General features: G+C 44.0%; 18 protein-coding genes and 1 riboswitch. Of the genes, 8 read left to right on the forward strand and 10 right to left on the reverse strand.

Annotated elements, in window-relative coordinates; translation table 11 throughout:
- The first annotated feature begins 11 nt into the window (after positions 1–11).
- Positions 12–1,232: an OmpA family protein gene (locus tag AC4PG5_RS03120; RefSeq protein ID WP_492030001.1), complete on the forward strand. Its 1,221-nt coding sequence runs from the start codon at positions 12–14 to the stop codon at positions 1,230–1,232.
- A 212-nt stretch (positions 1,233–1,444) separates the two neighbouring features.
- On the opposite strand, the gene AC4PG5_RS03125 is transcribed toward AC4PG5_RS03120, so the two are convergent.
- The 3 genes from AC4PG5_RS03125 to AC4PG5_RS03135 all read right to left on the reverse strand — a co-directional run bounded on the left by AC4PG5_RS03125 (position 1,445) and on the right by AC4PG5_RS03135 (position 3,854).
- Positions 1,445–2,161 (reverse strand): response regulator transcription factor, encoded by a 717-nt coding sequence (locus tag AC4PG5_RS03125; RefSeq protein ID WP_492030002.1) that lies wholly within the window; start codon positions 2,159–2,161, stop codon positions 1,445–1,447.
- Positions 2,158–3,363 (reverse strand): sensor histidine kinase, encoded by a 1,206-nt coding sequence (locus AC4PG5_RS03130; protein ID WP_492030003.1) that lies wholly within the window; start codon positions 3,361–3,363, stop codon positions 2,158–2,160. Before AC4PG5_RS03130 ends, AC4PG5_RS03125 begins: the two co-directional genes overlap by 4 nt.
- A 212-nt stretch (positions 3,364–3,575) precedes the next feature.
- Positions 3,576–3,854 (reverse strand): hypothetical protein, encoded by a 279-nt coding sequence (locus AC4PG5_RS03135; protein ID WP_492030004.1) that lies wholly within the window; start codon positions 3,852–3,854, stop codon positions 3,576–3,578.
- A 214-nt stretch (positions 3,855–4,068) separates the two neighbouring features.
- On the opposite strand from AC4PG5_RS03135, the gene AC4PG5_RS03140 reads away from it, so the two are divergent.
- The 3 genes from AC4PG5_RS03140 (at position 4,069) to AC4PG5_RS03150 (ending at position 8,862) form a co-directional block, all read left to right on the forward strand.
- Positions 4,069–5,268: a hypothetical protein gene (locus AC4PG5_RS03140; RefSeq protein WP_492030005.1), complete on the forward strand. Its 1,200-nt coding sequence runs from the start codon at positions 4,069–4,071 to the stop codon at positions 5,266–5,268.
- A gap of 155 nt (positions 5,269–5,423) precedes the next feature.
- Positions 5,424–5,879, forward strand: coding sequence for an FMN-binding protein (locus AC4PG5_RS03145; RefSeq protein WP_492030006.1), 456 nt, complete (start codon positions 5,424–5,426; stop codon positions 5,877–5,879).
- 235 nt (positions 5,880–6,114) lie between these two features.
- Complete coding sequence (locus AC4PG5_RS03150) at positions 6,115–8,862, forward strand: DUF8487 domain-containing protein (protein WP_492030007.1); 2,748 nt, start codon at positions 6,115–6,117, stop codon at positions 8,860–8,862.
- 115 nt (positions 8,863–8,977) lie between these two features.
- Here the strand turns inward: AC4PG5_RS03150 and AC4PG5_RS03155 are convergent, their stop codons facing one another.
- Positions 8,978–9,862, reverse strand: coding sequence for an AraC family transcriptional regulator (locus tag AC4PG5_RS03155; protein ID WP_492030008.1), 885 nt, complete (start codon positions 9,860–9,862; stop codon positions 8,978–8,980).
- Between the two features lie 358 nt (positions 9,863–10,220).
- Positions 10,221–11,720, reverse strand: a complete 1,500-nt coding sequence (locus AC4PG5_RS03160; RefSeq protein ID WP_492030009.1) for a sulfatase-like hydrolase/transferase — start codon at positions 11,718–11,720, stop codon at positions 10,221–10,223.
- 154 nt (positions 11,721–11,874) lie between these two features.
- A riboswitch (Fluoride riboswitch) is annotated at positions 11,875–11,935 on the forward strand.
- Positions 11,936–12,141: 206 nt separating this feature from the next.
- Here AC4PG5_RS03160 and AC4PG5_RS03165 point away from each other — a divergent pair.
- The gene (locus tag AC4PG5_RS03165; protein ID WP_492030010.1) at positions 12,142–14,550 is read left to right on the forward strand and encodes a TonB-dependent receptor; all 2,409 of its coding nucleotides are present in this window, start codon (positions 12,142–12,144) and stop codon (positions 14,548–14,550) included.
- 138 nt (positions 14,551–14,688) lie between these two features.
- On the opposite strand, the gene AC4PG5_RS03170 is transcribed toward AC4PG5_RS03165, so the two are convergent.
- Together AC4PG5_RS03170 and AC4PG5_RS03175 are read right to left on the reverse strand one after the other, a co-directional pair.
- On the reverse strand, positions 14,689–16,041 hold the full coding sequence (locus AC4PG5_RS03170) for a TlpA family protein disulfide reductase (RefSeq protein ID WP_492030011.1): 1,353 nt from the start codon (positions 16,039–16,041) through the stop codon (positions 14,689–14,691).
- A gap of 665 nt (positions 16,042–16,706) precedes the next feature.
- Positions 16,707–17,285 (reverse strand): pentapeptide repeat-containing protein, encoded by a 579-nt coding sequence (locus AC4PG5_RS03175; protein WP_492030012.1) that lies wholly within the window; start codon positions 17,283–17,285, stop codon positions 16,707–16,709.
- Positions 17,286–17,593: 308 nt separating this feature from the next.
- Here AC4PG5_RS03175 and AC4PG5_RS03180 point away from each other — a divergent pair, with 308 nt between their 5' ends.
- The 3 genes from AC4PG5_RS03180 to lipB all read left to right on the forward strand — a co-directional run bounded on the left by AC4PG5_RS03180 (position 17,594) and on the right by lipB (position 22,781).
- The gene (locus tag AC4PG5_RS03180) at positions 17,594–19,609 is read left to right on the forward strand and encodes an LruC domain-containing protein (protein ID WP_492030013.1); all 2,016 of its coding nucleotides are present in this window, start codon (positions 17,594–17,596) and stop codon (positions 19,607–19,609) included.
- Between the two features lie 282 nt (positions 19,610–19,891).
- The gene (locus AC4PG5_RS03185; protein WP_492030014.1) at positions 19,892–21,955 is read left to right on the forward strand and encodes a cation:proton antiporter domain-containing protein; all 2,064 of its coding nucleotides are present in this window, start codon (positions 19,892–19,894) and stop codon (positions 21,953–21,955) included.
- Between the two features lie 163 nt (positions 21,956–22,118).
- Positions 22,119–22,781 (forward strand): lipoyl(octanoyl) transferase LipB, encoded by a 663-nt coding sequence (gene lipB / locus AC4PG5_RS03190; RefSeq protein WP_492030015.1) that lies wholly within the window; start codon positions 22,119–22,121, stop codon positions 22,779–22,781.
- 307 nt (positions 22,782–23,088) lie between these two features.
- Here lipB and AC4PG5_RS03195 read toward each other — a convergent pair whose 3' ends face one another.
- The 3 genes from AC4PG5_RS03195 to yihA form a co-directional block, all read right to left on the reverse strand.
- Entirely contained in the window at positions 23,089–25,080 is a 1,992-nt protein-coding gene (locus AC4PG5_RS03195; RefSeq protein ID WP_492030016.1) for an OPT family oligopeptide transporter, read from the reverse strand.
- Between the two features lie 167 nt (positions 25,081–25,247).
- Complete coding sequence (locus AC4PG5_RS03200) at positions 25,248–25,643, reverse strand: DUF1573 domain-containing protein (protein ID WP_492030017.1); 396 nt, start codon at positions 25,641–25,643, stop codon at positions 25,248–25,250.
- 77 nt (positions 25,644–25,720) lie between these two features.
- Entirely contained in the window at positions 25,721–26,329 is a 609-nt protein-coding gene (gene yihA / locus AC4PG5_RS03205; RefSeq protein WP_492030018.1) for a ribosome biogenesis GTP-binding protein YihA/YsxC, read from the reverse strand.
- Between the last annotated feature and the right edge of the window lie 19 nt (positions 26,330–26,348).

A 26,348-nucleotide genomic window follows, 5' to 3' on the forward strand; every position in this document is an offset into this window, starting at 1 on the left:
AGTAAAGGAATATGATGATGAAAAATAGATGGATCTATGGGGTTGGTTGTCTTTTGATTTCGGGAACGATGGTCATGGCACAAACACAGCCTTCTTTGGGGGAGGTGAAACCAGAGGGTACCCTGCAGAAAAAGACAAAAGCGTGGGAGTTTGGCTTGGGAGGAGCACTGATTAACTGGAATAGGGTCTCACTCACGGGTTTTCAGAATTCGGGTGATCAGTATCGGTACAATTTGAAGGCGCATCATCTGATGGGTGGAGCGAATCTCTATATCGCCAGAGAACTGAATTCATGGTTTTATTTGGATCTGCAGGGTACTGTTGGTACCGCCAAGAATGAGGTGGCGGTCGACGGTAAGAAACGTAACTTCCTATATATGGGAGGCTTGGGCTTACAGTGGCGTTTGAGTCCGCTGTTTAAGTCGAAGTATGTGGAGCCTTATCTCCGTGTCGGGATGAACTACCTTTATAAGGATTTCAAGACGATCTACACCGGCGGGTTTGTCGATGACGCCACGGGTGAGGCACAGTGGGTGGCCTCGGATACGTGGAACCCCGACGGACGGTCGAACGATAAACGGTCTTTTCTTCCTCTCTCGCTGGGAGCAGGGGTGAACGCTTGGCTGAATAACTCGCTGGGGTTGGGACTGCAGGCGGAATACTTGATGCCGATCGAGAAGAACTTACCACGATTTGCACAGATGACGTTACGGGTGATGTGGCGCATCGGGGGAAGTGACAAGCGACCGGAACCACTGGTGAGATATGTGGAGGTGGAGAAGCCGGTTGAGCGGATTGTAGAACGGATCGTGGAGAAAGAGGTGCCGGCAAGGCCACCTGCGGTTTCACAGATCTGTGAGATGATCGATCATGTGAACTTTGAGTTCGACAGTGATGTGCTGACCGAACAGTCGGAAGCGTTGCTCGACAAAGTGGCGTATTTCTTGAAGCAGTTCGACCATCAGCATTTCTTGATCACCGGATTTACCGATGCTAAGGGTAGCGATGGCTATAACATGAACTTGTCGAGAAATCGTGCCCGAGTGGTGATGGAGGCGCTTCAGAAACGAGGCGTGGCCGAGGATAAGTTGAAAGCGCGTGGCATCGGTAAACGTGCGGCAGCGATGTTGCCGGGCGAAGTAAACCAAGTGCGTGAGGGAGATCGGAAGGTGACGATCGAACGGATATCGAACTTGGAATACTGGAACAAGTTGCCTAAACAGGAGAAATAATCCATGATCCATGACTTAGTGGATAACTTCTGATTCAGTGGATCATTTTTGATTTTATGGATAGCTTTTGATCTAATGGATGAATGACTCAATGGATGGATGATCTCTTGTAACTCGACTCTCTAGGGTTAGGGACTTGTTGGTTGTTGCGACGAACCAAGCGACCGGTAAGCGTGGACTTACCGGGGCTTGGTTCGTTTATTTTTATCACTTTAGTGCGGAGTGAAGGTAGGAATGGGCGGTTCATGTTCTTCCAAAAGGTAACCTTTTCGAGTGATGGATCGGATTTGAACACTCGGATCGTATTGCAAGAGGCGTCGGATATAGGTGATTTGTACATTTAAGGCCAGGGAGTTGGCGTATGACGTATCGCCCCAGACGGTTTCGAGGATGAGCGACCGTTGGACGGTTTTGTTGAGGTTCTTGGCCAGCAGGCGGAGAATGTCGGCTTGACGGGTGGTAATGACGGTCTTGTGCCGGGGGGTGATGATCTCATTGTTGTTGTAATTGAATAGGGTTTGTCCGAACTGATAGAACTCGTCCTCAACATTGTCGGTCGGCTGATCGAGGTTGAAGCGATCGCGGATGCGTGCGACGAGCTCTTCGGGATAGAAGGGCTTGGGCAGGTAATCGTTGGCCCGGAGACGAAAGCCTTTTAGACGGTCGTCCTTTTCGGAACGGTCGGATAGGAAAAAGATCAGGACGTGCTTATCTTTCAGGCGGATGTATTCGGCCACTTCGAAACCGTTTAACCCGGGCATGTTGATGTCTAACAGCACTAAATCGGGTTGTACAATAGAAAACTGTTCGAGGGCAATGCTGCCATTTCCGGCATAGTAGACTTGATAGTTTTCTTGTTTTAGGATGCGTTTGAGGTAGATGGCATATTTCAGGTCGTCGTCGACTAAGAGGATCTTTAGCGCTTTCATTTGGATTGTGGAATTTTGAGGATGAATGTGGTGCCGATGTGGGGGCGACTCTTTAGGGTGATGGTGCCTTGATGGGCTTCGGTCATCAGTTTGACGTAGCTTAATCCCAGACCGATGCCGGGAATATCGGACGGATGGTTCTGTCCTCGAAAGAACTGATCGAACACTTTGGGCTGTTCATCGACAGGGATACCATACCCATTGTCGGCGATTTTGAGGAACAGTCCTTGACGGTCGGTATGGCAGGTGATCTTGATCGTCACGTCGGATGTTGAATACTTTATCGCATTCTCGACCAAGTTGCTCACGATGTTCGAGAGGTGTATGGCGTCGCCGGTCACTAAGACTTCTTTGCTCTTGAAGATGGTTCTGATACGCACCTTTTTTCTCTTGACTTTATCATCGTAGGAGCGGACAATCTTCTCGATGTTTTTTCTGAAATCGAACGTCGTGAGGTTCAGGGCGTTCGCGCTTTCTTTAGCTCGTGCCAGGTTGCGTATCTTCTCGAGATAAGCCGAGAGGTGTTCGAGCTCGAACATGGCATCGTTGACCGCCTCGGTGGTTGGGGTGGCCCGTCGCTGTTGGACGTGGGTTTTTAGAAAGGAGAGGCACATGACTAACGATTGTACGGGGCGTTTGAGCTCGTGTAGCATGGTGTTGATGAACATCTTGCGGGTCTCCTCGGTCTCTTTTTGCTTGATCAAGGCTTTGAGGTGGCAGGTCAGGCAACAAGAGAGGGTGAGGCAGAGGATGAAACTCCAGATCAGTTGGAAGCTCATGCGGGCGAGCATGGGATAGAGGGGGATGGGAATTGTGCCGGACACGATTTTTCTTTCCAAGGGCTGGTAGGGGAGAATGAATTGCAGATGTGAATGAATGTTGTGACTGCTTTGGCGATATTGAGGGCGCCAGACGATGGTATCCGATAGGGACAGTCGGAGCTCTTCGACCGGGATGTGGTGAGCTTGTAACAGAGTGGTGAATTGAGTTAAGTCGAAGGCCTCGGTCTTCTCCGGCGAGAGGGATTGGGAATAGGTGTGAAGCATCTTTTCTTCAATGGTCGTCAGGTCTTCTTTGAGGTGATCTAAGTAGGTCTGGACGGTGTAGTGATAGGTGTTGAAGATTAAATAGCCTTGATTGAAGAAAATAGACAGAATCGTTAGAGTCGTTAAGATTCGAATAGTTGTAATACGCGTGTTCATGTTTTGTTTTATTTAGGTTTCAAAAATGATGCTTTTTTATTATTTAATTATTATTCTAATATTATTTCTTGGCTAACGTAATAATTTAGTAATAAAAAATTGATTGATTGCGGAAGAAGGATATTTATGGAGAGGAGGTCGGGGAAGATAAAAAAAATACCCATACCGGAGGGTGGTATGGGTGAGAGATAGTAGGGGGACTGGTGGATGGGTTAGATCAGGATCTTCAAGTATTCATCTTGAACCCAGATGTGACTTTCGGGAAATGTGGTAGAGATCTCTTCGAGAGAAATGTGACGAATCATGTCGATGGTGTGCCGCTTATAAGAGACCTGCTCGACTACGAGAGAGGGAATATAGCTTTGTATCTTCTGGGCCGATTGGGCATAGGCGGCTAAGGAGGGCTGGTGATCGTTCTCCGGATAGAGATAGATCGACCGACTACCGTTTTCTTCTCTGGAAAGAATATCATCGTATAGCGTTGTTTTCATGTGGCGTTTGTCATTGGTTTATAGGCAAAGGTACGGGTTTCTATATAATAGGGTCTTCGTTGGTCGGGTTGTTTCCCGAAGCGTAATATTTTAGTAATATGTGAGGGGGAATAACTATATATAGTGATGCCCCGACCGAAATATCCCATTTTTTAGGTATTTCGGGAATGCGGAAATCACCCGATCTTTGCGGTGTAATTTAAAACAATCATCAATGAGAACAATGAAATTGGTTTTAGCAGTGCTGGGAGTTTGTTTTTCAATGACTTCTTTTGCACAGACTACATCGGAAAATTATAATGTAAACGCTGCTGAGAACTTAGAGAAACAGAGAGAGAATAAGTTCCAGTTTGGCGGGTACGGACAGATCGATTACACACAGCGCTTTTCGTCTTCGACGCAGTATGCGGGTAAGCTCGACCCTCATCGGGTGGTGCTGTTCTTGGGCTATCAGTTTGCGAAGAATATTCATTTTGTAAGTGAGTTTGAGGTGGAGCACGGACAGGAGTTCTATGTGGAACAAGCGTTCGTGAACTACCGATTGAACGATGCGGTTCAGTTTAGAGGCGGGGTGATGTTGATCCCGATGGGCATTATCAATGAGTATCATGAACCGACCACGTTCAACGGGGTGAATCGCCCGTCGTTGAGCTCGGTGATCGTACCCACCACTTGGCGCGAGATCGGTATCGGCGTGCATGGCCGCTTGCACACGTTGGGCTTACGTTATCAGGCGTATGTGTTCAATGGGTTTAACGGCTACGACAACGGACAGAAATTGAATGGGGCAAAAGGCTTTAGAAGCGGTCGCCAGAAGGCTTTGGAGAGTTATATCACCTCGCCTAACTTCTCGGCTAAGGTCGACTACTATGGCATTGAGAACTTGAACATCGGCTTGGCGGGTTATTTTGGTAAGAGCCAGTCGAAGTTGTTCAACAACTTGGATAAGGAGGATGCGGCAGCCCGTCAGGTGGCGGACTCGTCGGTGGTGAATATCGCTATGCTTGGGGTAGATGCCCGATATGAGCTAGGTGGTTTGGAACTTCGCGGGGAATACATCCATAGCTTCATCGGGAACACGGCGGAGTATAACGCGATCGGTGGAAAGAAGGGGGATCTGGGTAGTCAGATGAACGGGTTCTATCTGGAGGCGGCATACAACTTGTTGCACAATCGCTTCGATGGTAGCAAACGACTCGTGCCTTTTGTGCGCTATGAGAATTATAATACGCACCACAAGACTGTGAACATGGAGCCGAACAAGGCGCTGCATAAAGAGGAATGGATTGCCGGTATTGGCTTCCAACCTGCCAACGGCATCGTGTTTAAGGTGGATTATCAACGGAAAACGAGCCAATTGGCCGGTGGGGAAACCGAGAACTGGTTGAACTGTGGCATTGGATTTAGTTTTTAGGTTCGGATAGGTTCTAGGTTCGGATAGATTCGGGTTCGGACAGAACAAGTTTGTATCGAACGAGCTTGTCTCGAACGAATGTAGATAGAATGAACCAAAACGCATAGAAAGAACTAAAACGGATAGAATGAACTAAAACGCATAGAAAGAAACAGATGAATAAGTTTAGTCAAGTAGCTCTTTTGATTTTTGCCTTTTGCCTATTGGGATCGCTCACGGTGAATCCTGAGAAGCAACTGGCAAAGATTAAAAAGACATTGGAAAAGGAACTGAAGGTGGACGGCCTGTTGATCAAGCAGAGCACGAAGCCGGGGGTGTTTGAACTCTGGAAAGGGGAGACGCCGTATGGCTCGCTGCACTTCCGAAGAATTGTCCCGAAGTCGGAACCGATGGAATATGCGGTGGCCTTCGACCGGAAGGGACGGATCGTGTTTCTTAAGATCTTGAATTACTCGTCGTCGTATGGGGTTCAAATCACATTGCCGAAATGGAGCCGAAAGTTCCTCGGAAAGACCACGGACGAACTGGAAGTGGGTCGGACGGTGGATGGCGTCTCGGGAGCAACGCTCTCGGTGAAAGGCGTGGTCGGCGACCTGAAAGAGATAAAATAATAGTTACGTAAGTTAGTTGGTAGAGTTACGGAGAAAGGATTCAATTCGTTGGATTCCTTTTCCGTAACTCTTTTTTGTTTGAATAGACCGATCGAATAGTGGTATAGTCCATCAAAAAAGTTGTTTAATTCATTTCTTATGTTGCAAAAAGACCTTTCTTTTGTAAATGGAAAAAACTTCTATAACTTGTCACTGTTGTGGAAGGGGTATGGATACTTTTGAAACTTTTTATCATATGAAAAAACTTTTATTATTAACCTTTCTATTTTGGTGTGTCCCGTCTGTTTTTGCACAACAAACGTCATTTATCGATCTCTCGGGAATCTGGCGATTCCAAACAGACATGATGGGGTTTGGCAAGACCGCGGGTTCTGAACTGTATAAAACAAAATTATCTGAAACGATTTACTTACCCGGGACGACTGATCTGGGGGGAAAAGGCATTGCTACTACTGCACGGCATATTGATCGACTGAGTCGTAAGTTTGAATATTGTGGGCAAGCTTGGTACCAACGGGAATTTGTTGTTCCGAAGGGGTGGGACAACAAGACGGTGGTGCTATTGCTCGAACGGTGCCACTGGGTTACAGAGGTTTTCATCGATGGAAAATCGGTGGGGGAAAAAGAACATCTTTGTGTGCCTAATCGGTTCGAGATTCCATTACCACTTAAACCGGGAGTGCATACGCTTACGATCTGTGTGGACAATCGCTTAAAATATCCGATGGATCAATGGAATCATGGTACGACGGAATATACCCAGACGAATTGGAATGGTATTGTAGGGAAGATAGGGTTGATGGCTCATGAGAGAACGTATTTGTCGTCGGTGAAGGTGTTTCCAAATATCGTGGATAAGAATGTTCGTTTGGCGATCTCGATCAAAAATGAACCGGAGGAGAAGGCCGGAAATAAATTGCTGATTCGCCTATTGGATCATAACGGGAAAAAAGTTGCCGAAAAGGAAGAAACGATCTCGTTGAAAAAGGGAGATAACCTGATTAACCGCGAGATGGGAATGGGGAAATCGGTCCAGTTGTGGGATGAGTTTAATCCTAATCTGTATAAGGTTCAGCTCGAACTGGTCTCAGAGGATAAACGCACCGCCTTGGAGCAGACGTTTGGAATGAGAGAGGTCTCTCAGGGAGAGCATCACATTCGCCTGAATAATAAGAATATTCATTTGAGGGGAGTGCTGGATTGCTGTGTATTCCCTCTGACCGGATATCCTCCAACAGACTCAAAAGAGTGGAAGACTCTTTTTCGGACGGTTAAGGATTATGGGTTCAATCATGTTCGGTTTCATTCTTGGTGCCCACCGGAAGCTGCTTTTGTTGCAGCGGATGAGCTGGGACTATATCTACAGGTGGAGTTGCCGATGTGGATTAAAGATGTGGGGAAATATCCTGCGAGAAGATTGTTTTTTGAGAAAGAGATGTATGCGATATTGGATGAATATGGGAATCATCCTTCATTTATCTTGATGTGTAATGGAAATGAGAATGAGGGGGACTTTAGTGTGCTGGAGGATCTCGTCCGGAAGGGCATGGCGTATGATGACCGACATTTGTTCTCGGCTTCAACGGCCCGCACGCATACCCAATCGGATCAATATTATGTGTCGCATGTGACTAAGAAAGGTTGGATCACCGTTTATGAGGGGAAGCCTTCGACGAATTGGGATCGTAGTAAAGAGTCGGATATTGATGTGCCGGTTATTGCCCACGAGACGGGACAACGGTGTATGTATCCTAACTTTGAGGAGATGAAGAAATATACCGGAGTCTTATCGCCTCGTAATTTTGAAGTCTTCAAAGAACGGTTGACTCAACATGGCATGTTGGATCAAGCAACGGATTTCTTTAAGGCAACAGGTGCTCATACGGTGCTTCAATATAAGGAGGTTAATGAGTCGCTACTCCGTACGAAAAACTCCGGTGGTTTTCAGCTGTTGGGACTTTCTGATTTCCCGGGACAAGGAAGTGCTTTTGTTGGGATATTGGATGCTTTTGCCGAATCTAAGGGACTTGTGTCGGCTGAGAAGTATAGAGAATCGTGTGCTCCGACGGTTTTGCTGGCTCGATTGGATAAACGGACATTTACTCCGGATGAGCGATTTAAGGTTCAATTTGAAATTTACCATTTTGGAGAGTTCCCGATCAAGAAAGGAACCTTTAGATGGGCGCTTAAGGATGAAAATCGCCAGGTGATTCAGAGCGGAACGTTCTCGACCGGATCGATAGAATGTGGCACGGTCAGATCGCTTAACACGATCGATCTGCCTCTCCATCAGATCGATTCTCCGCAGAAATTAACCCTACATGCAACAGTCGATGGGAAATATCATAACGAGTGGTCGATATGGGTTTATCCTAAAACGCCTAAGGTGGAAAAGAACGGGTTCTTATATGCGACTCATTATGATGACCGATTGAAAAAAGCTCTGGAGGAAGGGCAAAATGTGCTTCTCATTCCTGAGAAGATAAAGGGAAGAAAGGCGCGGTTTGCCAGCCATTTCTGGAATCCGATTATGTTTAACTGGGATCCGATGATTGTCGGTACTTTGATCGACTCAAAAAGTGGCGCTTTTAATGACTTCCCTACAGATTCATTTGCTGACTGGCAATGGTGGGATATCTTGAATCATGCCACTGCGGTTGATCTTGAGGATTGCAAGGGAATGACTCCTATTATCCAGAGTATCGATTCTTATCAGTATAATAATAAGCTAGGCATTGCTTTTGAAGCGAATGTCGCGAACGGGCGTTTGTTTGTGTTGTGCGTCGATCCGGTGAAGGATATTGATCGTCGATTGGCCACTAAACAACTGATTTATTCGGTTGAGAACTATGTCTCTTCGAAGGAGTTTAAGCCTCAAGCAAGGTTGGACTTTTATCAGCTTGACAAGATATTCGATCTAAGTGAACCGGAAGCTAAAGAGAAGGAGTTGAACTCTTCGGTGGAGCAACTCTGGAATCATTAATCCGACGTTGGCTTAAACCGGTCGCTCTTTCTTGATAAATGGCAGTTTTACTTTATTCAGGGGTTATTGATCAATAATTCCTCCATAAAGTAAAACTGCTGTTTTGTTGATCAATCTATCCTCTTTTAAGTTTTTTATAGGCCGAAGGTGAAATCCCGATGATTTTTGTAAAAAGCCGGGAGAAGTAGTAGCAATCGTTGATGCCGACTTTATAACAGACTTGATTGACTTTGATGTTTGTACAGTCAATCAGAAAGCAGGCTTGTTGCATTTTCAGCAGATTAAAATAGTTGATGGGGGAATATCCGGTCCGTTGACTAAAGGTAGACGAGAAGTATGAGGATGAATAACCGGTGTGCTCAACGAGATCGGATATGGTGAGCTTCTTTGAAATGTTTTCTTTCATGTAGTGAATGACTTCATCTATCAAATCGTTCGACGAATGCTCGGTTGAGGTGCTTCTGAACGAATCTAAATAACAGATCGACCCCATGAAATGATGAAATGTAGAACAGGTATATCGTAGATTTTCTGTTTTGTATCCCGATTCGAAGGTGCGATAGATCTCCTCGAATAAATTAATCCGATCATTGATTCGGGAAAAGGAATGGGGTTTTAGCTTGATGGGCTCGTGTAGAAAAGAAGCATAATAGTCGGCTAACTCTCCTTTAAAATGTATCCAATAAATTGTCCATGGATATTCCGGATTAGAGCCATAGCTATGTGGCTTGTTGGCCGGCAAAACAAAGCAGTGGTTTGCTTCAACTTCTGTACGCTTGTTGTTGACCTTAAACCAACCTTTTCCTTCCACGCAATAGATCAGGATGTATTGAGGAATTGTGATGTCTCTTTCTCTAAAGTGATGTTTTGCATTTGGATAGTAACCAATATCGGTGATATGTAGGACTCGTGCTAGTCGGTCGTTTTCTAGCTCAGATATAACTTTTGCCGGAAGAACAAGGGAACGCTCACCTAAAAATCCATCTTTACGCTTTATCATTTTATGCGATTATTTGATCATTCGATTACAAAAATAAAGTCTTGTTTTTAATTATCAATTTTATCTCTCTCTTTTTTGGAAAGAAAGTAGAATAATCCATCTAATGGAATGATTTGGGACCATACCGACATGCTACAGATCGCAGAATTGAATAAGAGCTTTTTAACGACAGTACGACTTGATAACATGAGATAGGTGTTTGGCGCAGTCGAATCTGTGAAGTGGCTGTGGACTGTGAAAACTAAAATCGGTTGAATCTTATAAGAAGATTCAACCGATTTTTTGTTAGATGAAAATGATCAGATGTTAGTCGGTTAAAAACGCATCTGTTCTACTGTTTGGCCGATCAGTCTGAAATTTATTTTGTCTGTTTGTTCGTGTGACGGCTGATATACTCGAAACGATCGATGAGACGTTTCAGAATCTGAGGATGCTGGTCGGCCACATTGAGGTGCTGACCGAGATCATCGGATAGGTTGTAGAGCTCGTAGTGTTTCGTCTTGCCGTGTGGGGGAATCAATGCCCAGTCGCCTTCGCGGTAGGCGTAATTGGAATATCCTTCGATGACGAGCGCTTCACGTCCCTTGCCTTTCTGTCCGAGGAAGGTCTTGAAGGTGTTTTGACTGTCGAGTGTTTCAGTATAGGGCACTTTTAAGAAATGGGCGAACGAGGCTAAGAGGTCCATCTGGCAGACCATACGATCGGAGGTCTGTGGCTTGACTTTAGCCGGCCAACGGAGCATGAAAGGGATGCGTGTGCCACCTTCGTAGAGGGTGGTCTTCCAACCGCGTAGTTCGCCTGCCGGACGATGGTCACCAACGAGCTCTTCGGCTTGATCTTGGTAACCGTCGTCGAGTACCGGACCGTTATCGCTCGTAAAGATGACAATGGTGTTCTCGGTTAGTCCCAACCGGTCGAGGGTCTTTAAAAACTCATCGACGCACCAGTCGGCTTCGAGAATCACATCTCCACGAGGTCCCATACCCGACTTACCCACGAAGCGTTCGTTGGGAACGCGGGGCACATGAGGCTGGTGTAGCCCGTAGTAGAGGAAGAAAGGTTGGTCTTGATGGGTCTCGACAAACTGTTGGGCTTTGCGCAGGAAGAGCTCGGCCATATCTTCGTCGCGCCATAAAGCGGACTTGCCCCCCTTCTGGAATCCGATACGGGGCACACCGTTGACGATGGATCCGGCATGTCCTACACTGGGATGCATGCGTAAGAGTTCCGGGTGATCGGCTCCGGTGGGTTCACCTTCGAAGTTTTTCCGGTAGTTGACATAGAGGGGATCGGCCGGATCTAATCCGATCACTGCATTGTTTTCGAGGAAGACACACGGGACACGGTCGTTGGTGGCCGCTTGGACGAAGGAGTAGTCGTATCCGACTTCCGAAGCTCCGGGATAGACGGGGCGGTTCCAGTCGATCGATCCGTTGCCCAACCCCAAATGCCATTTGCCGATGGTGCCGGTGACGTAGCCTGCTCGTTGCATGACTTTAGGTAGGGTGATGGCTTGAGTGTCGATGATCAGTGCAGCATTACCCGGAAGAATGCGCGCTTGGGGGTTCGACCAGGGGTAGCAACCGGTGAGGAGGGAGTAACGGCTCGGCGTCGATGTGGCGGCCGTGCAATAGCCTTGCGTGAAGCGAATGCCTTCGTTGGCGATGCGATCCATCCCCGGAGTTTGTAACCGTTTGGCACCATAACAACTCAGGTCACCATATCCTAGGTCGTCGGCTACAATGACGACTACATTCGGATGAGTTTTGTCGGCAACTTTTTTCGAACGATCGGGACTCTTTTGGGCGAATGCCGAAAGTGCAGTTGCGCTACTTAGAAGATAAAGAAGTGGTTTCATAATAGATTTATTTTCTGTCTACACTTATTAATACAGATCACTAGCGAGATCCCCCCGAAAAGAAGTCGTTTTTTTAATGTATTTAACAGAAAAATGATTTGGATTGCGAATCTTCTCGTTTCTTTTTGAAAAAAAAAGGCTACTTTTGTAGTCTCTTAATATAGGGAATGGAACCTCCCTGAAACCGCAAACAAGCTGATGGCTCCTACGTCATTCTAATCTTAAAGGATTATGGATCGTGAGTTGTGTCGGCTTTTTATCGACGTTTGTGGCAAATGCCGACTTTTTATTCTTTTGGGTTGTCTACTGGATAAATTCCCGTGACGGACCTTTCTTTATCTCTGTTGTGAGGGGTAATCTCTTGCACGGATCTCTCATGTCCAAATGAAAGGATCAATACAAATTCAACATCTTATATAAAATGAAAACGCATTTATTTATTATTCTTATGCTCTGCGGATGGTGCACGACCGTTTATGGTCAGTCGGTGGTTTCCGGCAGAGTGATCGACAAAACATCTAAATCTCCGCTGGAATATGTTTCTATCGCAGTTGTGAATCATGCCGGTACCTTTGTGAGGGGTGTGGTAACGAATACCCATGGACGGTTTACCGTGAATGATCTTAAAAAGGGGAGCTATCGGTTTAGGTTCTCATGTGTGGGCTATCGTACTGATAGTCTGAAGGTAAATATCGGTGAGGTGAACCATATTTACGATATGGGGACTATACCGGTCTCGGAAGAGGTGGCTTCGATTGGTGAAGTGGTGGTCGAGGGACAGGCTAACATGGTTTCGGGGAAGCTGGAAAAGAAAACGTTCAATGTAGTGGATAACATTGCTCAGGCCGGCGGTTCGGTACTTGAAGTGATGCGTAACTTGCCCGGGGTGACGGTCGACCGAGAGGGAAAGGTGCTCCTTAGGGGCAGTGACAAGGTGGTGGTGCTGATCGACGGACAACAGTCGTCTTTAACGGGATTTGGCAACCAGAAGGGATTGGATAATATCTCTGCCGCGCATGTGGATCGTATTGAGGTGATCAATAACCCGTCGGCGAAGTACGATGCCCAAGGTATGGCGGGGATCATCAACATCATCTATAAGGAGGAAAAGAAGGAGGGGCTAAACGGTGAAGCCGGATTTAACTTTGGCTTGGGAGAGCTGACCAAACGAAAGGATAATCTGCCGGATATCATGGATAAATATTCGTTTACACCGAAATATAGTCCGAGTGTGAATCTGAACTACCGGACCAATAAGATTAATTTGTTCTTGCAATCGGATGCTATGTTCCGGAAGAAGGTCAACTCGAATGAGTTCACCACTCGTCGATATACGAATGGGAGTCGCGATCTGTTGTCCCAGTTCCTCGAGAACCGTGAGCAACAACAATACACGGTTAAACTCGGATTGGATTGGTGGATGGGAAAGAATGATCAGCTGACTTTCTTTGCCTTGTTTGAGGATGAATATCACATCGATCGGGGACATGTGCCTTATGATTATCTCGACGGAGGGGGACGTAAGCGATTCTGGACGTGGGCTGAGGATGAACGCACTTGGGCGATGAATTATCAGGCGGCTTATAAGCATCAGTTTGCTCAAGCCGGACATGTCTTGGAGGCGTCATTTCTTTATACGCATGGGGTGGAGGACGAGGTGTTCCCATTCACGGACTTGAGCGAGTTTAGAAATTCGACCGACGAGACGAGACTTGTGGCTAAAGAGAAGATTGCCGCACTGAAAGTGGATTATGTGAAGCCGTTGTTTAACGGTCGCCTTGAAGCGGGTACTAAGATGCAATGGCGTTCTATCCCGATCACTTACAACTTGTTCCCGGGTGAGAACTCGATTCTGGATCCCAACTTGGGACGATGGTCGGACTATCAGGAGGATATCTATGCTTGGTATGCCAATTATGTCTTTGAATCGAAATATGTGGATGTCGAAGCGGGAGTGCGTGCCGAGAAGGCTGTGACGGACTATCGAGTGGATCCGATGAATCAATATTATAAAAGTGAACGTGCGGACACTCGGTTGAATTTGTTCCCCAATGTGAGGATCTCTTTCCGCCTGACCGATGCACATAAGATTTCTCTGTTCTATAATCGGAGAGTGGATCGTCCCGGAGAGTTTGACTTAAGACCTTTCCCGAAATATGATGATCCTGAAATCTTGAAAACGGGAAATCCTTATTTGAAACCACAGTTTACTGAGGTGATGGAGATGGCTTATAAGGCTTCTTGGAATAGTGGAAGCCTGTTCTTGGCGGGATATTATAAGACGATCTGGGATCCGTTTACACGTGTTTATGTCCGCGACCCCTATCAATGGGATGTTTTAAACGGGGTGACTCAGAACTTGGGTCGTGGAAAGAACTACGGATTGGAGGTTGTGCTCGAACAGCAAATCACCAAGAAGTGGAACGTTAATGCCGGGTTCAACTGGTATAAGAATGTGATCGGAGCTTTTGATGGTGAGATTCTTTATCCGACCAAACAGTCGTTCTCTTTTGAAGAAACGAAGGGGAATACGTGGAATGTGAAACTGAACACGTCGTTGAAGGTGACTCAGAGTCTCGATGTGCAAGGGGCGTACATCTATTATGCGAAGGATGTGATACCGCAAGGGGTGATCGATGGACGGGGATCGCTTGACATCGGATTGCGTAAAAAAGCCCTTGACGGCAGACTGGAGTTTTCTTTGTCGGCTACGGATCTGCTGAATACGTTCCAAATGAAACAGACGGTCGACGGACAAGAGTTTACGATGCATAAGGCAAACTACTATGAGACGCAGGTGGTGACTTGCGGATTGAAGTATCGGTTTTAATTGATTGGCCTGAGGGCGGCCACTCGAACGGGTGGGGTGATCTAAAACTGAAAACCACGAGATACGATAGATGATATCTCGTGGTTTTTTTTATTCGGGATGCTTATATCGATGATCGGTTTGACCAAAGAAGTCGGATTACTTCGTCAAAAGTTCATCGAACAATTTAGCAGTCGCCGGTGAAGAGGGGCGAGGAGCATTGGCTTTCAGAATCTTTCCTTCACGATCGAGAAGAATGAAACGTGGAATGCCGGTGATCATGTATTGCTTAGAGAAGCTGTCGTCTTCACCGAAGATGAGCTGTACACCTTTAAGTTCTTCTTTAGCCACCATGGTTTCCCAAGCTTTCTTGTTCTTGTCGCACGAGATGCTCACGAAGCAGATGTCTTTCTCACCATATTCTTTCTCTAATTTCTTCAAGTGAGGAAGTTCGCCACGGCAAGGACCACACCAAGTTGCCCATACGTCGATATAGATGAATTTTCCTTTGAGATCGGCTAGAGAAACGGTTTTTCCGTTGATGTCCTGGCAAGTGAAACTAGGTGAGAGGTTCCCCGGTTTGAGAGGCTCCCATTTAGCACAAAGGGCTTTGATTTCGTCGACCTTAGTAGGGGCGGTTACATTTTTATGGAAGATTTCCAGCAGCTTGTCGCTGTTCTCTAAACCGTTGTATGAGATGGTCTCTTTTACAAGGTTATAAACCAAAAATTCTTTAATGGCCGAATCTTTGATCTGAGCATCGATGTATTCCAACATGCTTACCGTAAAGTTATCGGCATTGTCGGCAGTCGGTGTCGGCATCACTGCATAGATGTAGCTTTGGAGGAACGATTGATACTCCGGAAGCGTGAGTAAAGCAGCATCTTCTACATATAAGGATTTGACTTTGTCGTAGAAGGCTTGACTAGGCTGATAGGCGGCATCTTTCGTCATGTATTGGTAAGCTCTCGGAAAATTGAGCAAGGCTTCATAAGTGGAATATTTCAAACGAGCGGTTTCCAATTTGACAAAGCTTGGATCGAGCCGGTATTTAGCTAGAACAGCACAGTTGCTATTGTAGACGTCGTCGGTCTTCTTCATAAAATCCGCTTCGGGAATATTGCAATCTTTGTATGAGAGGGATTTTAGTTCCCCGCCATTCAAATAGGCATTGATCTGACTGGTGGATCCGATAAACTGAATGGTGGAATCCATGGCTTGCGCATCGAATGAAACGGTCAGGTCTTTTGTTGAATCAAGATATAATAATTTGGGAGTCCGGCTCTTTCCAAAATAGAATTTGACGTATTGAGGAGAACTTTCGTTGAACTCGTACTGTGCCTGGCCTTCTGCGTTGAATGCGAGTGGCTGAGGTTGTGGTGATGAAGGGAACATGAGGGCGCTACGACTGTTATCACCGGCGTTTTTGGCTTTAAAGGTGATTGTCGATGCATTTGCAACTAAATGAATAGCAAGCAATGCAACTAAAGCTAAATTCTTTTTCTGATTCATAATAATGTGTTGTTTAAAGATGTTTGTTTCTATTTGTAGCACAAATGTATGAAAAATCACTAATCTTGTTCGATTTTGACATTTTTTTTGAAAAAATAAAAGAATAGCTTTTAATACCTTACTTCTAGTTGGATTTGAAACTATTTTAATGGTGGTGTTGGCGAATACTAGTCTGCGATTATCTGAAAATAATGCTCTAGAAAAGTTAATAGTCGCTTTTCTAGAGCATTGTTTTCTGATTGGTTTTGATTAGATCTGATATAATTCACACGGTTTTCCTGTTGAAGGGTAATTTATATTAACTGAGATCTTGATTTGAGTGGAATTTTTGTTTTTTTATTGAAGATAAGTCTACATTTTCTATTACATGGCAACCATTAGCTTCACAAGTCGTATCAAATGAAATGTGTTTTTTACCCTTTTCTGCCATGTTCTCTTGCTCCAACTTTATTTGCTTGATTGTTAGCCCATTGCATTGCTTCTGATTTTTCATCTAAGTTTAAATGTAATTGATCCATAATCAGTTTCTTATATTGATTTTTGTTTTTTTAATTGTTTCTTGGGTCTCATTGAAAAATGATGTGCGCCACTTTTTTATACTTTATTTAATGATAGACGTTGTAAAGCGTCAAGAATCATTCTACAATTAAAGATTGATCGAAGGATTAAGGTGTGATCTCAATATCATATTTATCTAAAAGTCCCACGATATCGGGTATCGAGAACTTGGCTTTTCGTATTCTATTGCGTTCCGGATCGATCGAATAATAGTGGGAAGTCCGAAAATCGACTTTCTCGAGAATGGTGTGATCGAATGTGGAGCGATTCAGATTGCATTCAATGAACTTTGAAGCGGTGAGATCGCTTTCGGTGAAGTCGACCTCTTCAAACTGTGAATGGTCGAAAGTGGTCTTCCTTATTTTAAGGTTGTAGAACGAGGAGTAGTTCAAGATGCAGTGCCGGAAAGAGAAGGAGAGACCGAAAGGATGACAATCGGTGAAGAGTAATCCCAGCAGTTTGCAGTTGTTGAAGTCGACCTCTCTAAAGGTGGTTCCATTGAGCTTGGCTAGACTGAGATCGCAATCGATGAACTGGCAGTCGATGAATTGAAACTCGGAGAGATTTTGCTCGTGAAAATTACAATTTTTAAAGACACAGTTCTCGTATTCTCCTTCGACTAAGGGTTGTGTGGTGTAATCAACTTGTTCGAAGCTACTGTCGTGTATATAGGCTTTAGTATCCATATTAAAGAAGAATTTAACTGTTAATTGATTGATGACGGGGCAACTCTGATGTTCGAAAGAACAAATGTAATACTATTCATCTATTTATGGCCGATATGGCTCGCTAATTTCGCACAAAGCAATGCTTTTTAAAGTGTAAAAGCTGGCTTTTATCGATTTAGATGATTTGTTTGCTGGTTTAGAAATGATTCAAATTTTTGCCTAAAATGTTAAAATGGTAGAATGCTGTAAAAAAAAGGTGTATACTAATTTCTTTTTATTGTTTTTTATCTAACTTTGTACTCAGTATCAAATTTGATTATAAAATTATGAGAAAGAACTCTTTAGTAAGACTACTATTTTTTATGCTGGCTGCGTTTCTTGTGCAGTCGTGCGTTAAAGAAGAGAATTATTATCAGAAGCCTGAAGACAAAGTAGAAAGCGATTATTTCGACTTTTCTACAAGAAAGACGGTTAAACTAAATCTGGATTATGGATTTGACGGATATTCGGCTTTATGTGAGGTATACGTAGAGAATCCCCTCAATGAGGAATTCGTCAGAGATGAGTCTATTGACGCCATTTATAAAGTGTTTACGGATGACAATACGTCTTTTTCGGGAGATGTAGAGGTGCCTAGTTCTGCAGATACACTATATGTGTATTCTCCAACTAAAGGGGTTAAAAGACTCTTGAAGTTACCAATTGAAAATGGAACGGCAGCTTATCTTAATCAACAGGAATCTGCGGCCATGACTACTCGTGCAGCGGCTACTACTCGTGTTGATCTTGGTAAAACGCCACGAGTGATCAGTTCGACCTATAAGTTCTATTCCTTATATGATAATTATTCTCCGTATAATGGAAGTTATTATTGGCAACCTTATAATTCGTCGGTTCCGGGATTGTATACTACAGTTAGGACAAATACGCGATTGACAGCTGAAAGCACGATGGGAGAGTTAATGCGTCGTGTTGATAATGCGTTGCAGAAAACGGATAATTCGGCTTTAGTGGCTCCAGAATCGGCTGTAAATATTACTGTTGAGTCGACAATGCCTAATGGAAACCCGGTTAGCGGTGCACATTTAGATCTTGTTTTCCTTGATAATAACGGGAACTATCATAGCTCGATTGCTTATTATTATTATAAGACGAACTCTAACCTTAGCGGCGCTCAGATCAAGAATCTTCCGAAGTATTTCGTTTTACCGCGTATGACTTCCGGTATGCCGGATGCCGTGATAAAAACACGTTTGCAATTCTTTGGTGAAAATGGTACTGAGCCCGGAACAGATGTGTTCCCGGCAGGGTATACCGTTGGATGGATGATTGTATCGAATATGTTCCCTAATGATGGTGGAACTTACTATTGGAGTGGGCTTTCGAAGATTGAAGAACGCATCAAATGGGCGTACGGTAATAATTTTACGATCTACTCTAATCAGTCGGCTAATTATAATCAACAGCCGGGATGTATCTCTCTATACGATAAGAAGTCTCAACGGATTATTGTTGGGTTTGAAGATCAAGCTTACAACAATTTGTCTAACTCTGATAAGAGCTATGAAGATGTCTTGTTCTATGTGGAAGCTGATCCGATCGAAGCGGTGATTAATCCGGATAGTCCTGATATTCCTGTGATTGATGGTGGAACCGGTAACGAGATCCTAGTGACTGAAAAGACTAAAGGTACATTGGCTTTCGAAGACGTATGGCCCACCGGAGGAGATTATGACATGAATGATGTGATCGTGGAGTACGAATCGATTGTGACCTTTAATAATAAGAATCAGATTAAGAAGATTGAAGATATTTTCCGTCCGGTGAATAAAGTGAATAGTGCTTTCAATGCCAACGCTTTTGGTTATGTCATTAACAGCTCTCTGGGAGTTATAAATCTTGGAGAATCGAATTTGCATAAGGTTGAGGAAACGAATCAGATTATCGTGTTACCTAATGTGAAAGATGTTGCCGGGCAAAATAAATCTTATCGTGTGGTACGTGAGTTCTCTTCGTCGGTTAATAAGGTGACTTATAAACGTGATTACAATCCGTTTATCGTTATCAACTATAAGGATGGTGCTAAGAATAGAACGGAGGTACATTTGCCTAAAACACGTGCAACGTCTTGGGCTAACCCGACCTTAACCGGAACGTTAGACGATGCTTTCTATGTGGATAAAGATGGAGGTTTCCCCTTCGCAATCGATATTCCTGTTTTGAACTTTGAGCCTGTGACTGAAAAGGAACAGATTGGTGGTCCTGGTGAATATCCAAAATTTACAACTTGGGCAGAATCATTCGGCAAGAAGAATACCGATTGGTATAAGAACAAACAATAAGTAGAGTTATTCTCGAGAATATGCGGGCTAAAATATCGAAATATTTTAGCCCGTCTTTTTTTTGTTTATTGGTACTGGGTTTGGCTCTTCGGCTGAGAGAGTCAATTGATCGTCGTCAACTTTATTCTGCTCTTTTTAATTAATGCTGTGCTTTAAATTGGTATATTGTTTCTAAATTGTATTTTTGCAAGTAAATGACTTCGCATTCCTCTGAATTGGGAGATCGTGAATGCCCTGCCATAATTTGATAGTTGACAGTTTGTAATATATAATATCTTATTTATGGAATTAAACAGTATTATTTATCCACTTATTTTTATCATAGTAGGTCTTATTGCCGGTGGAGTGTTAAAGCATTTATTAAAAAAGACCCCTTTTCCTTATACGGTGGGTTTGTTCCTTTTTGGATTGATAATCGGTTTCTTGGTGCGTTTTGGGTGGTTCGACTCTGTGGATATGGTCAAAACATCTGTAGAGGGGATTAGCAACGCCGATCCGGATTTGATATTATATTTATTCCTTCCTATCTTGATTTTCGATGCGGCGTATGAGCTGGACGTCCATATGTTCCGTAAGAACTTAACGAATGCTTCCTTGTTGGCCGGCCCCGGAATGGTGGTTGCAATGGTTCTCACGGGCGTTTTGATGGTGGTCTTGCACAAGTATGTGGGAAGTTATTCCGGATGGAATTGGAACTATGCGTTTATGTTTGGTGCTTTGATTAGTGCGACGGACCCTGTGGCCGTGGTTGCCTTGCTTAAGGAACTGAATACGAGTAAGCGCTTTACGACTTTGGTGGATGCCGAGTCCATGCTAAATGATGGTACCGGTATCGTCCTATTCATGATCTTTTTTGGAACCTATACGTCGTCCGGTCCTGTGACTTCACCGTTTGGGGACTTTCTCTTTGTGGTGTTCGGCGGAGCGATATTAGGAGCTTTAGTGGCTTTCTTCTGCCTATCTTTTATTACTAAAGTCCATGGGGATGTCATGATTCAAAGTAGTGTGATCATCGTCTCGGCTTATCTGGTCTTCTTGTTAGCTCAGAGTTATCTGAATGTTTCGGGTATCATTGCCTTGGTTTGTTTTGGTTTGGCGATCTCTTATTATGGACGTTTGAAATTAAAGCCGAGGGTGAACTCGTTTATGCAGGAGTTCTGGGAACTTGCGGCTCACCTGGGGAATACATTGATCTTTATCATTGTAGGTTTGGTGATTGCTTTAAAAACAGACTTCACATGGAGTAGCTTCGTTGTTTTGGCTTGCTTATATATCGGTTTGAATCTGATCCGGTGGTTGATGATTATTATGTTATATCCGTTGTTGAAACGTTTTGGATATGGCCTTTCCATTCGAGAATCGGTGGTTTTATCTTGGGGAGGATTAAGAGGAGCACTCGGATTGACGTTGGCTTTGATGGTGAGTTATGCGACAGAAATACCGGAAGAGGTGCGACAACAGATCTTGTTCTTGACCGGAGGTGTGGTGACTTTGACCTTGTTGATCAATGCGACAACTATCGGATGGATGATTGATAAACTAGGCTTGCGCGATGAATCGAAGGTTAGACGGTTGTTGAGACTGAGCGTGCATAAACAGTTTACGGATGAAATGGATCGTTATTTCGATGAATTGAAGAAACGTAAGAACCTTGAGGGAACAGATTGGGAAGTGGTAAAAAACTTCTTACCGGAACATGAGGATCTGAATAATTTGGAGAAAGTCGATGAGATAGACTTTATATCGGACCTTAGGGTGAGATGTGTGCGACATGAGAAACTCTATTGCTGGGAATTGTTTAACGAGGGAATTATCAATAGTCGTTCGCTAAGAAAACTGCTTTCTTTAGTCGATGATTTATACGACGCTGATGGACATTTGTCTCTGAGTGAGCAGGGTAAGTTGTTTGAAGAATTGAGGAAGCCGACAATGCTTCTTGGTTTCCCAGCTCCGGAGTGGTACCGTAAATTCTTAGACCGTTATTTCCCCGGAAAGACTATTCGACGTTATGACTTGACGCGTGGATTCATTCTGCAGCAACAAGCCGGTTTGAAGTTAATTGAAGATTATGCAACGCATAATGTGTTCAGTGATGCGGAACGGGATGCTATCAAAGTCATCATTCAAGAGATTAGATTTAACATGGGCGAAGCGGATAAATTTATGATCCGTTTGGAAAGCCGTCACCCGGTGAACTTTAAAAAAGCAATTACTGCACGAACCGTCCGTATGGTGCTGAATAAAAGAAAAAGCGTGATTAGTAAATATGCTCATGATGGGCTTATCACTATTACGGATGCTGAAAATATGATTGATGAACTAGATGAAACAAAATTGAATCTTTAGATTTTATCATTCCAAATGATTGAAGAGGGTGTGTCAAAATTATTTTTTGAACTACACTCTCTTGTTTTTTTAGTCTAAGTCTCATTTAATGCGATCTGCTCTGTCGTAGTTCGAAAAAAAACTGTATTTTCGTTGTCATAGACGAATATAATACTAGAATACTATGGAAATGAATATGATCGATTGGCACTTGATTCCTTATGCCGAGTCGTGGGATAAACAAACGGAATGGTTTGATCAAGTGGTTAGAGCGAAACAGAATAATGAACCTTACGAAAATAGAATCATCATGTGTGAACATCCGCATGTTTACACCTTAGGACGGAGTGGGAAGGACGCTAACATGTTGCTTTCCGATGAACAACTCACTAAGATTGATGCAACCTTATACCATATCGATCGAGGAGGGGATATCACCTATCATGGACCCGGACAATTGGTTTGTTACCCGATCTTAAATCTGGAAGAGTTCGATCTCGGCTTAAAAGCGTATATCCATAAACTGGAAGAGGCGGTGATCGATGTTTGTCGTCTGTATGGTATCGAGGCCGGAAGATTGGATAAAGCAACAGGGGTATGGCTAGAGGGCGATACGCCGAGAGCACGTAAGATCTGTGCCATTGGCGTACGAAGCAGTCACTTTGTGACTATGCACGGATTGGCGTTAAACGTCAACACCGATTTGCGCTATTTTAGTTATATCAATCCTTGTGGGTTTATGGATAAGGGGGTGACTTCTTTGAAACAAGAACTGGGACATGAGGTCTCGATGGAGGAAGTCAAACAGCAGTTGGAACGGGCAATAAGAATACAACTTGCCGATTGAGCCGATAGATAAATGTTGTCGGTCGATAAAAGAGATAAATTGTAGGTAATAGGCTATTACAATCACAATCATACGATAATTAAACGATAATCAGATGATGATTAAACGCCAATCAGACGGCAATCAAACAATATTAGATACCAATCAGACGATAACAGACGCCAACAAATAAGTCATAAAGAAGGAGCCATTTATATTTCGTATGAGATATAAATGGCTCCTTTAAAATTTATGATTTTAATATCTTTTCCTAGATTTAATGCCCTAGATTTAATATCCTTAATAAACTAGGGTTTCGATCACCTCTTTATTTCACTTTCATCGATGACTTGATAAAGAAGAGGATCAGCATCACATAAGCACCAAGAGCAAGAACTTCAGACCAAGTGTTGTTCAACCAAGCCTCGTTGACCATGTTGATGCCACCGAAACGCATTGCTGCACTGACCACTCCCATTAATGCACCTCCGGCGATGAAACCTGAAGCTAGGAGCGTACCCTTCTCATTACGTAACGTGTTGAGGTGGTTGTCTTTACTGCGACCGCTGACATACCAGTTGATGGCGCCGCCGACTACCAATGGTACGTTCAACTGTAAAGGAATGAACATACCTAAAGCGAAGGCTAAAGCCGGTATTTTACAGAACGTTAAGACGATAGCTAGAACAGCTCCGATGGCATACAATAACCATGGGGCACCGACACCGCTCATCAGAGGCTCGATAACGGCTGCCATCGCATTTGCCTGTGGAGCAGCTAACGCTCCGCTAGTGAAACCATAAGTTTTGTTTAGGATGATCATGACACCGCCGACTGTTGCAGCAGAGACAATCGTTCCTAAGAACTTCCAGGTTTCCTGTTTAGCCGGGGTACTTCCTAACCAATAACCGATTTTCAAGTCGGTGATGAAACCGCCGGCCATAGAGAGTGCGGTACAAACCACGCCACCCATAACGAGAGAGGCTACCATTCCCGAAGGACCTTTCAAGCCAACGGCAACCATAACGACAGAAGCTAAGATCAGCGTCATCAAGGTCATTCCCGATACCGGGTTTGTTCCTACAATCGCGATGGCATTGGCTGCAACTGTTGTAAATAGGAAGGAGATTCCTGCAACAAGGACGATTGCTACGATGGTATGAAGTAAGTTGCCTTGCATCACATCCAGATAGAAGAATAGAGTGACAAGAATAAGAGTGATGATCGAACCGATGGCGATGATCTTCATGGATAAATCGCGTTGAGTGCGTACCGTGGCTTTCTCTACGTCATTCTTTCCTTTCATCTCTTGTGCGGCAAGTCCCACAGCACTTTTGATGATGGGCCATGAACGAATGATTCCGATGATTCCTGCCATAGCAATACCTCCGATACCAATGTTCTTTGCATAGTATTTAAAGATATCTTCGGGACTCATCATACCCACAGCTTGCGTGATTTCCGGATTCCAAGTGTTGATCACGCTGTCTCCCCAAATGGCCGACATCCCCGGAATGATGATCCACCATACGGCCAATGAACCGGCACAGATGATCGAAGCATATTTTAATCCGACAATATAACCCAATCCGAGAACTGCTGCTCCGGTGTTGACCTTGAAGACCAACTTCGTCTTTTCGGCAATCGTTTCACCGATACTGCAGAAGCGAGTGGTGAAGTTTTCATTCCACCAACCAAAGGTTGCTACGACAAAGTCGTACAATCCACCAACCAAACCGGCAATAAGTAATGGTTTAGCTTGACTGCCGCTCTTTTCGCCCGAAACGAGAACTTGTGTGGTGGCTGTTGCTTCCGGGAAAGGATATTGTCCGTGCATGTCGCTGACAAAGTACTTACGGAAAGGAATAAGAAACAAGATACCTAAAACGCCTCCAAGTAATGAACTGATGAAAACTTGCATGAACGTTACCGTCATTTCCGGGTACTTCGCTTGTAAGATGTAAAGCGCCGGAAGGGTGAAGATCGCTCCGGCCACGATCACTCCGGAACAAGCACCAATCGATTGTATAATCACATTTTCGCCTAAAGCGTTTTTGCGCTTAGCGGCACCGGATACGCCGACTGCAATAATAGCAATAGGGATAGCCGCCTCGAAAACTTGACCGACTTTTAATCCTAGGTAGGCTGCAGCCGCAGAGAAAAGAATAGCCATAGCAATACCCCATGAAACCGACCAGAAATTAACTTCAGGATAGGTTTTTGAAGGATTCATCAGAGGGTTGTAGACTTCTCCCGGTTTGAGTTCTCTGAACGCATTCTCGGGTAGACCGACGATTGGGTCTTCATGTTCTTGTTTCATACGTTTTTAATTGTTTATGTTTTGGTTTTAGAATTATGCTTCGGTTTTAGAATGATGTTCCGACTAGAACTGTTAATTTTGTTTTATTTTAATAATAGTTTTCAAAGTAAGCAAAAAAAAAGGAGAATCAAAAGATTCTCCTTCATGTTGTTTGTTATGTTTTGCGATTATTTAGCGTCTTTCGCTTTCATGTCACCTTCGATGTACAAACGGATCAATTCAGTCTTCGCGTTAGTGCGTAAAGTGATCGATTTTTTAAAGTGACCGGGGTATTTTCCGGTACCATTGTAAGTCACCTTAATGATTCCTTTCTTTCCCGGAAGCAACGGTTCTTTCGTGTATTCCGGAACGGTGCATCCGCAAGAAGCCACCGCTTGGTGAATAACGAGAGGAGCATCGCCTATATTGGTGAAGGTGAACGTACAAGTCACTACCGGATTGTTCTCAGAGAACGTTCCAAAATTGTGTGTCGTTTGGTCGAATTTAATCTCAGCGACATTTTGTGCCGAGGTGAAACCGATGCTTGCAATGAGCAAGGTGAACAAAAAAAGTATCTTTTTCATATTCTTTTCTTTTGATTTTACAGCGCCAAAGTTAAGCTATTTCTACTAAAATTATTCTGTAGATAGGATAAAATGTCTTAAATAGAGGCAAAAAGCTCCTTATTGATCTGATCGATATAGCCCAAAATCTCCTCACGGCCCATTCGCTTCTCCGATGAAGAGATGAAATAAGGAGGAAGTTCGTCCCATTTTTCTTTGAGCTTCTTAATATATTTCTTGATGCTCGATTGCACTTGATTGTTAGTCAGCTTATCTGCTTTGGTGAAGATGATTGAAAACGGAACGCCATTTTCGCCTAGCCATTCCATAAATTCCAGGTCAATGTGTTGAGGCTCCAATCGGCTGTCAATGAGCACAAACAGATTGGTCATCTGTTCCCGCTCTAAGATATAATCTTCGATGATTTTCTTGATTTGTTTTTGTCCCTTCTGTCCGCGACGAGCATAGCCGTAACCCGGAAGATCGACAATATACCAATTCTCGTTGACCATAAAGTGGTTGATCAACATCGTTTTTCCCGGTGTCGAAGAGGTCATGGCCAACCCTTTGCGAGCCGTCAGCATGTTGATTAGACTCGATTTTCCAACGTTTGAGCGTCCGATGAAAGCATATTCGGGAAAATTTCCACTCGGGCATTTCTTGACATCGGTATTGCTTATGATAAATTCTGCGCTTTTAATATCCATAGGTTTATTTTATCGTTTT

The organism is Bacteroides sp. QWL-09 (assembly GCF_058683585.1).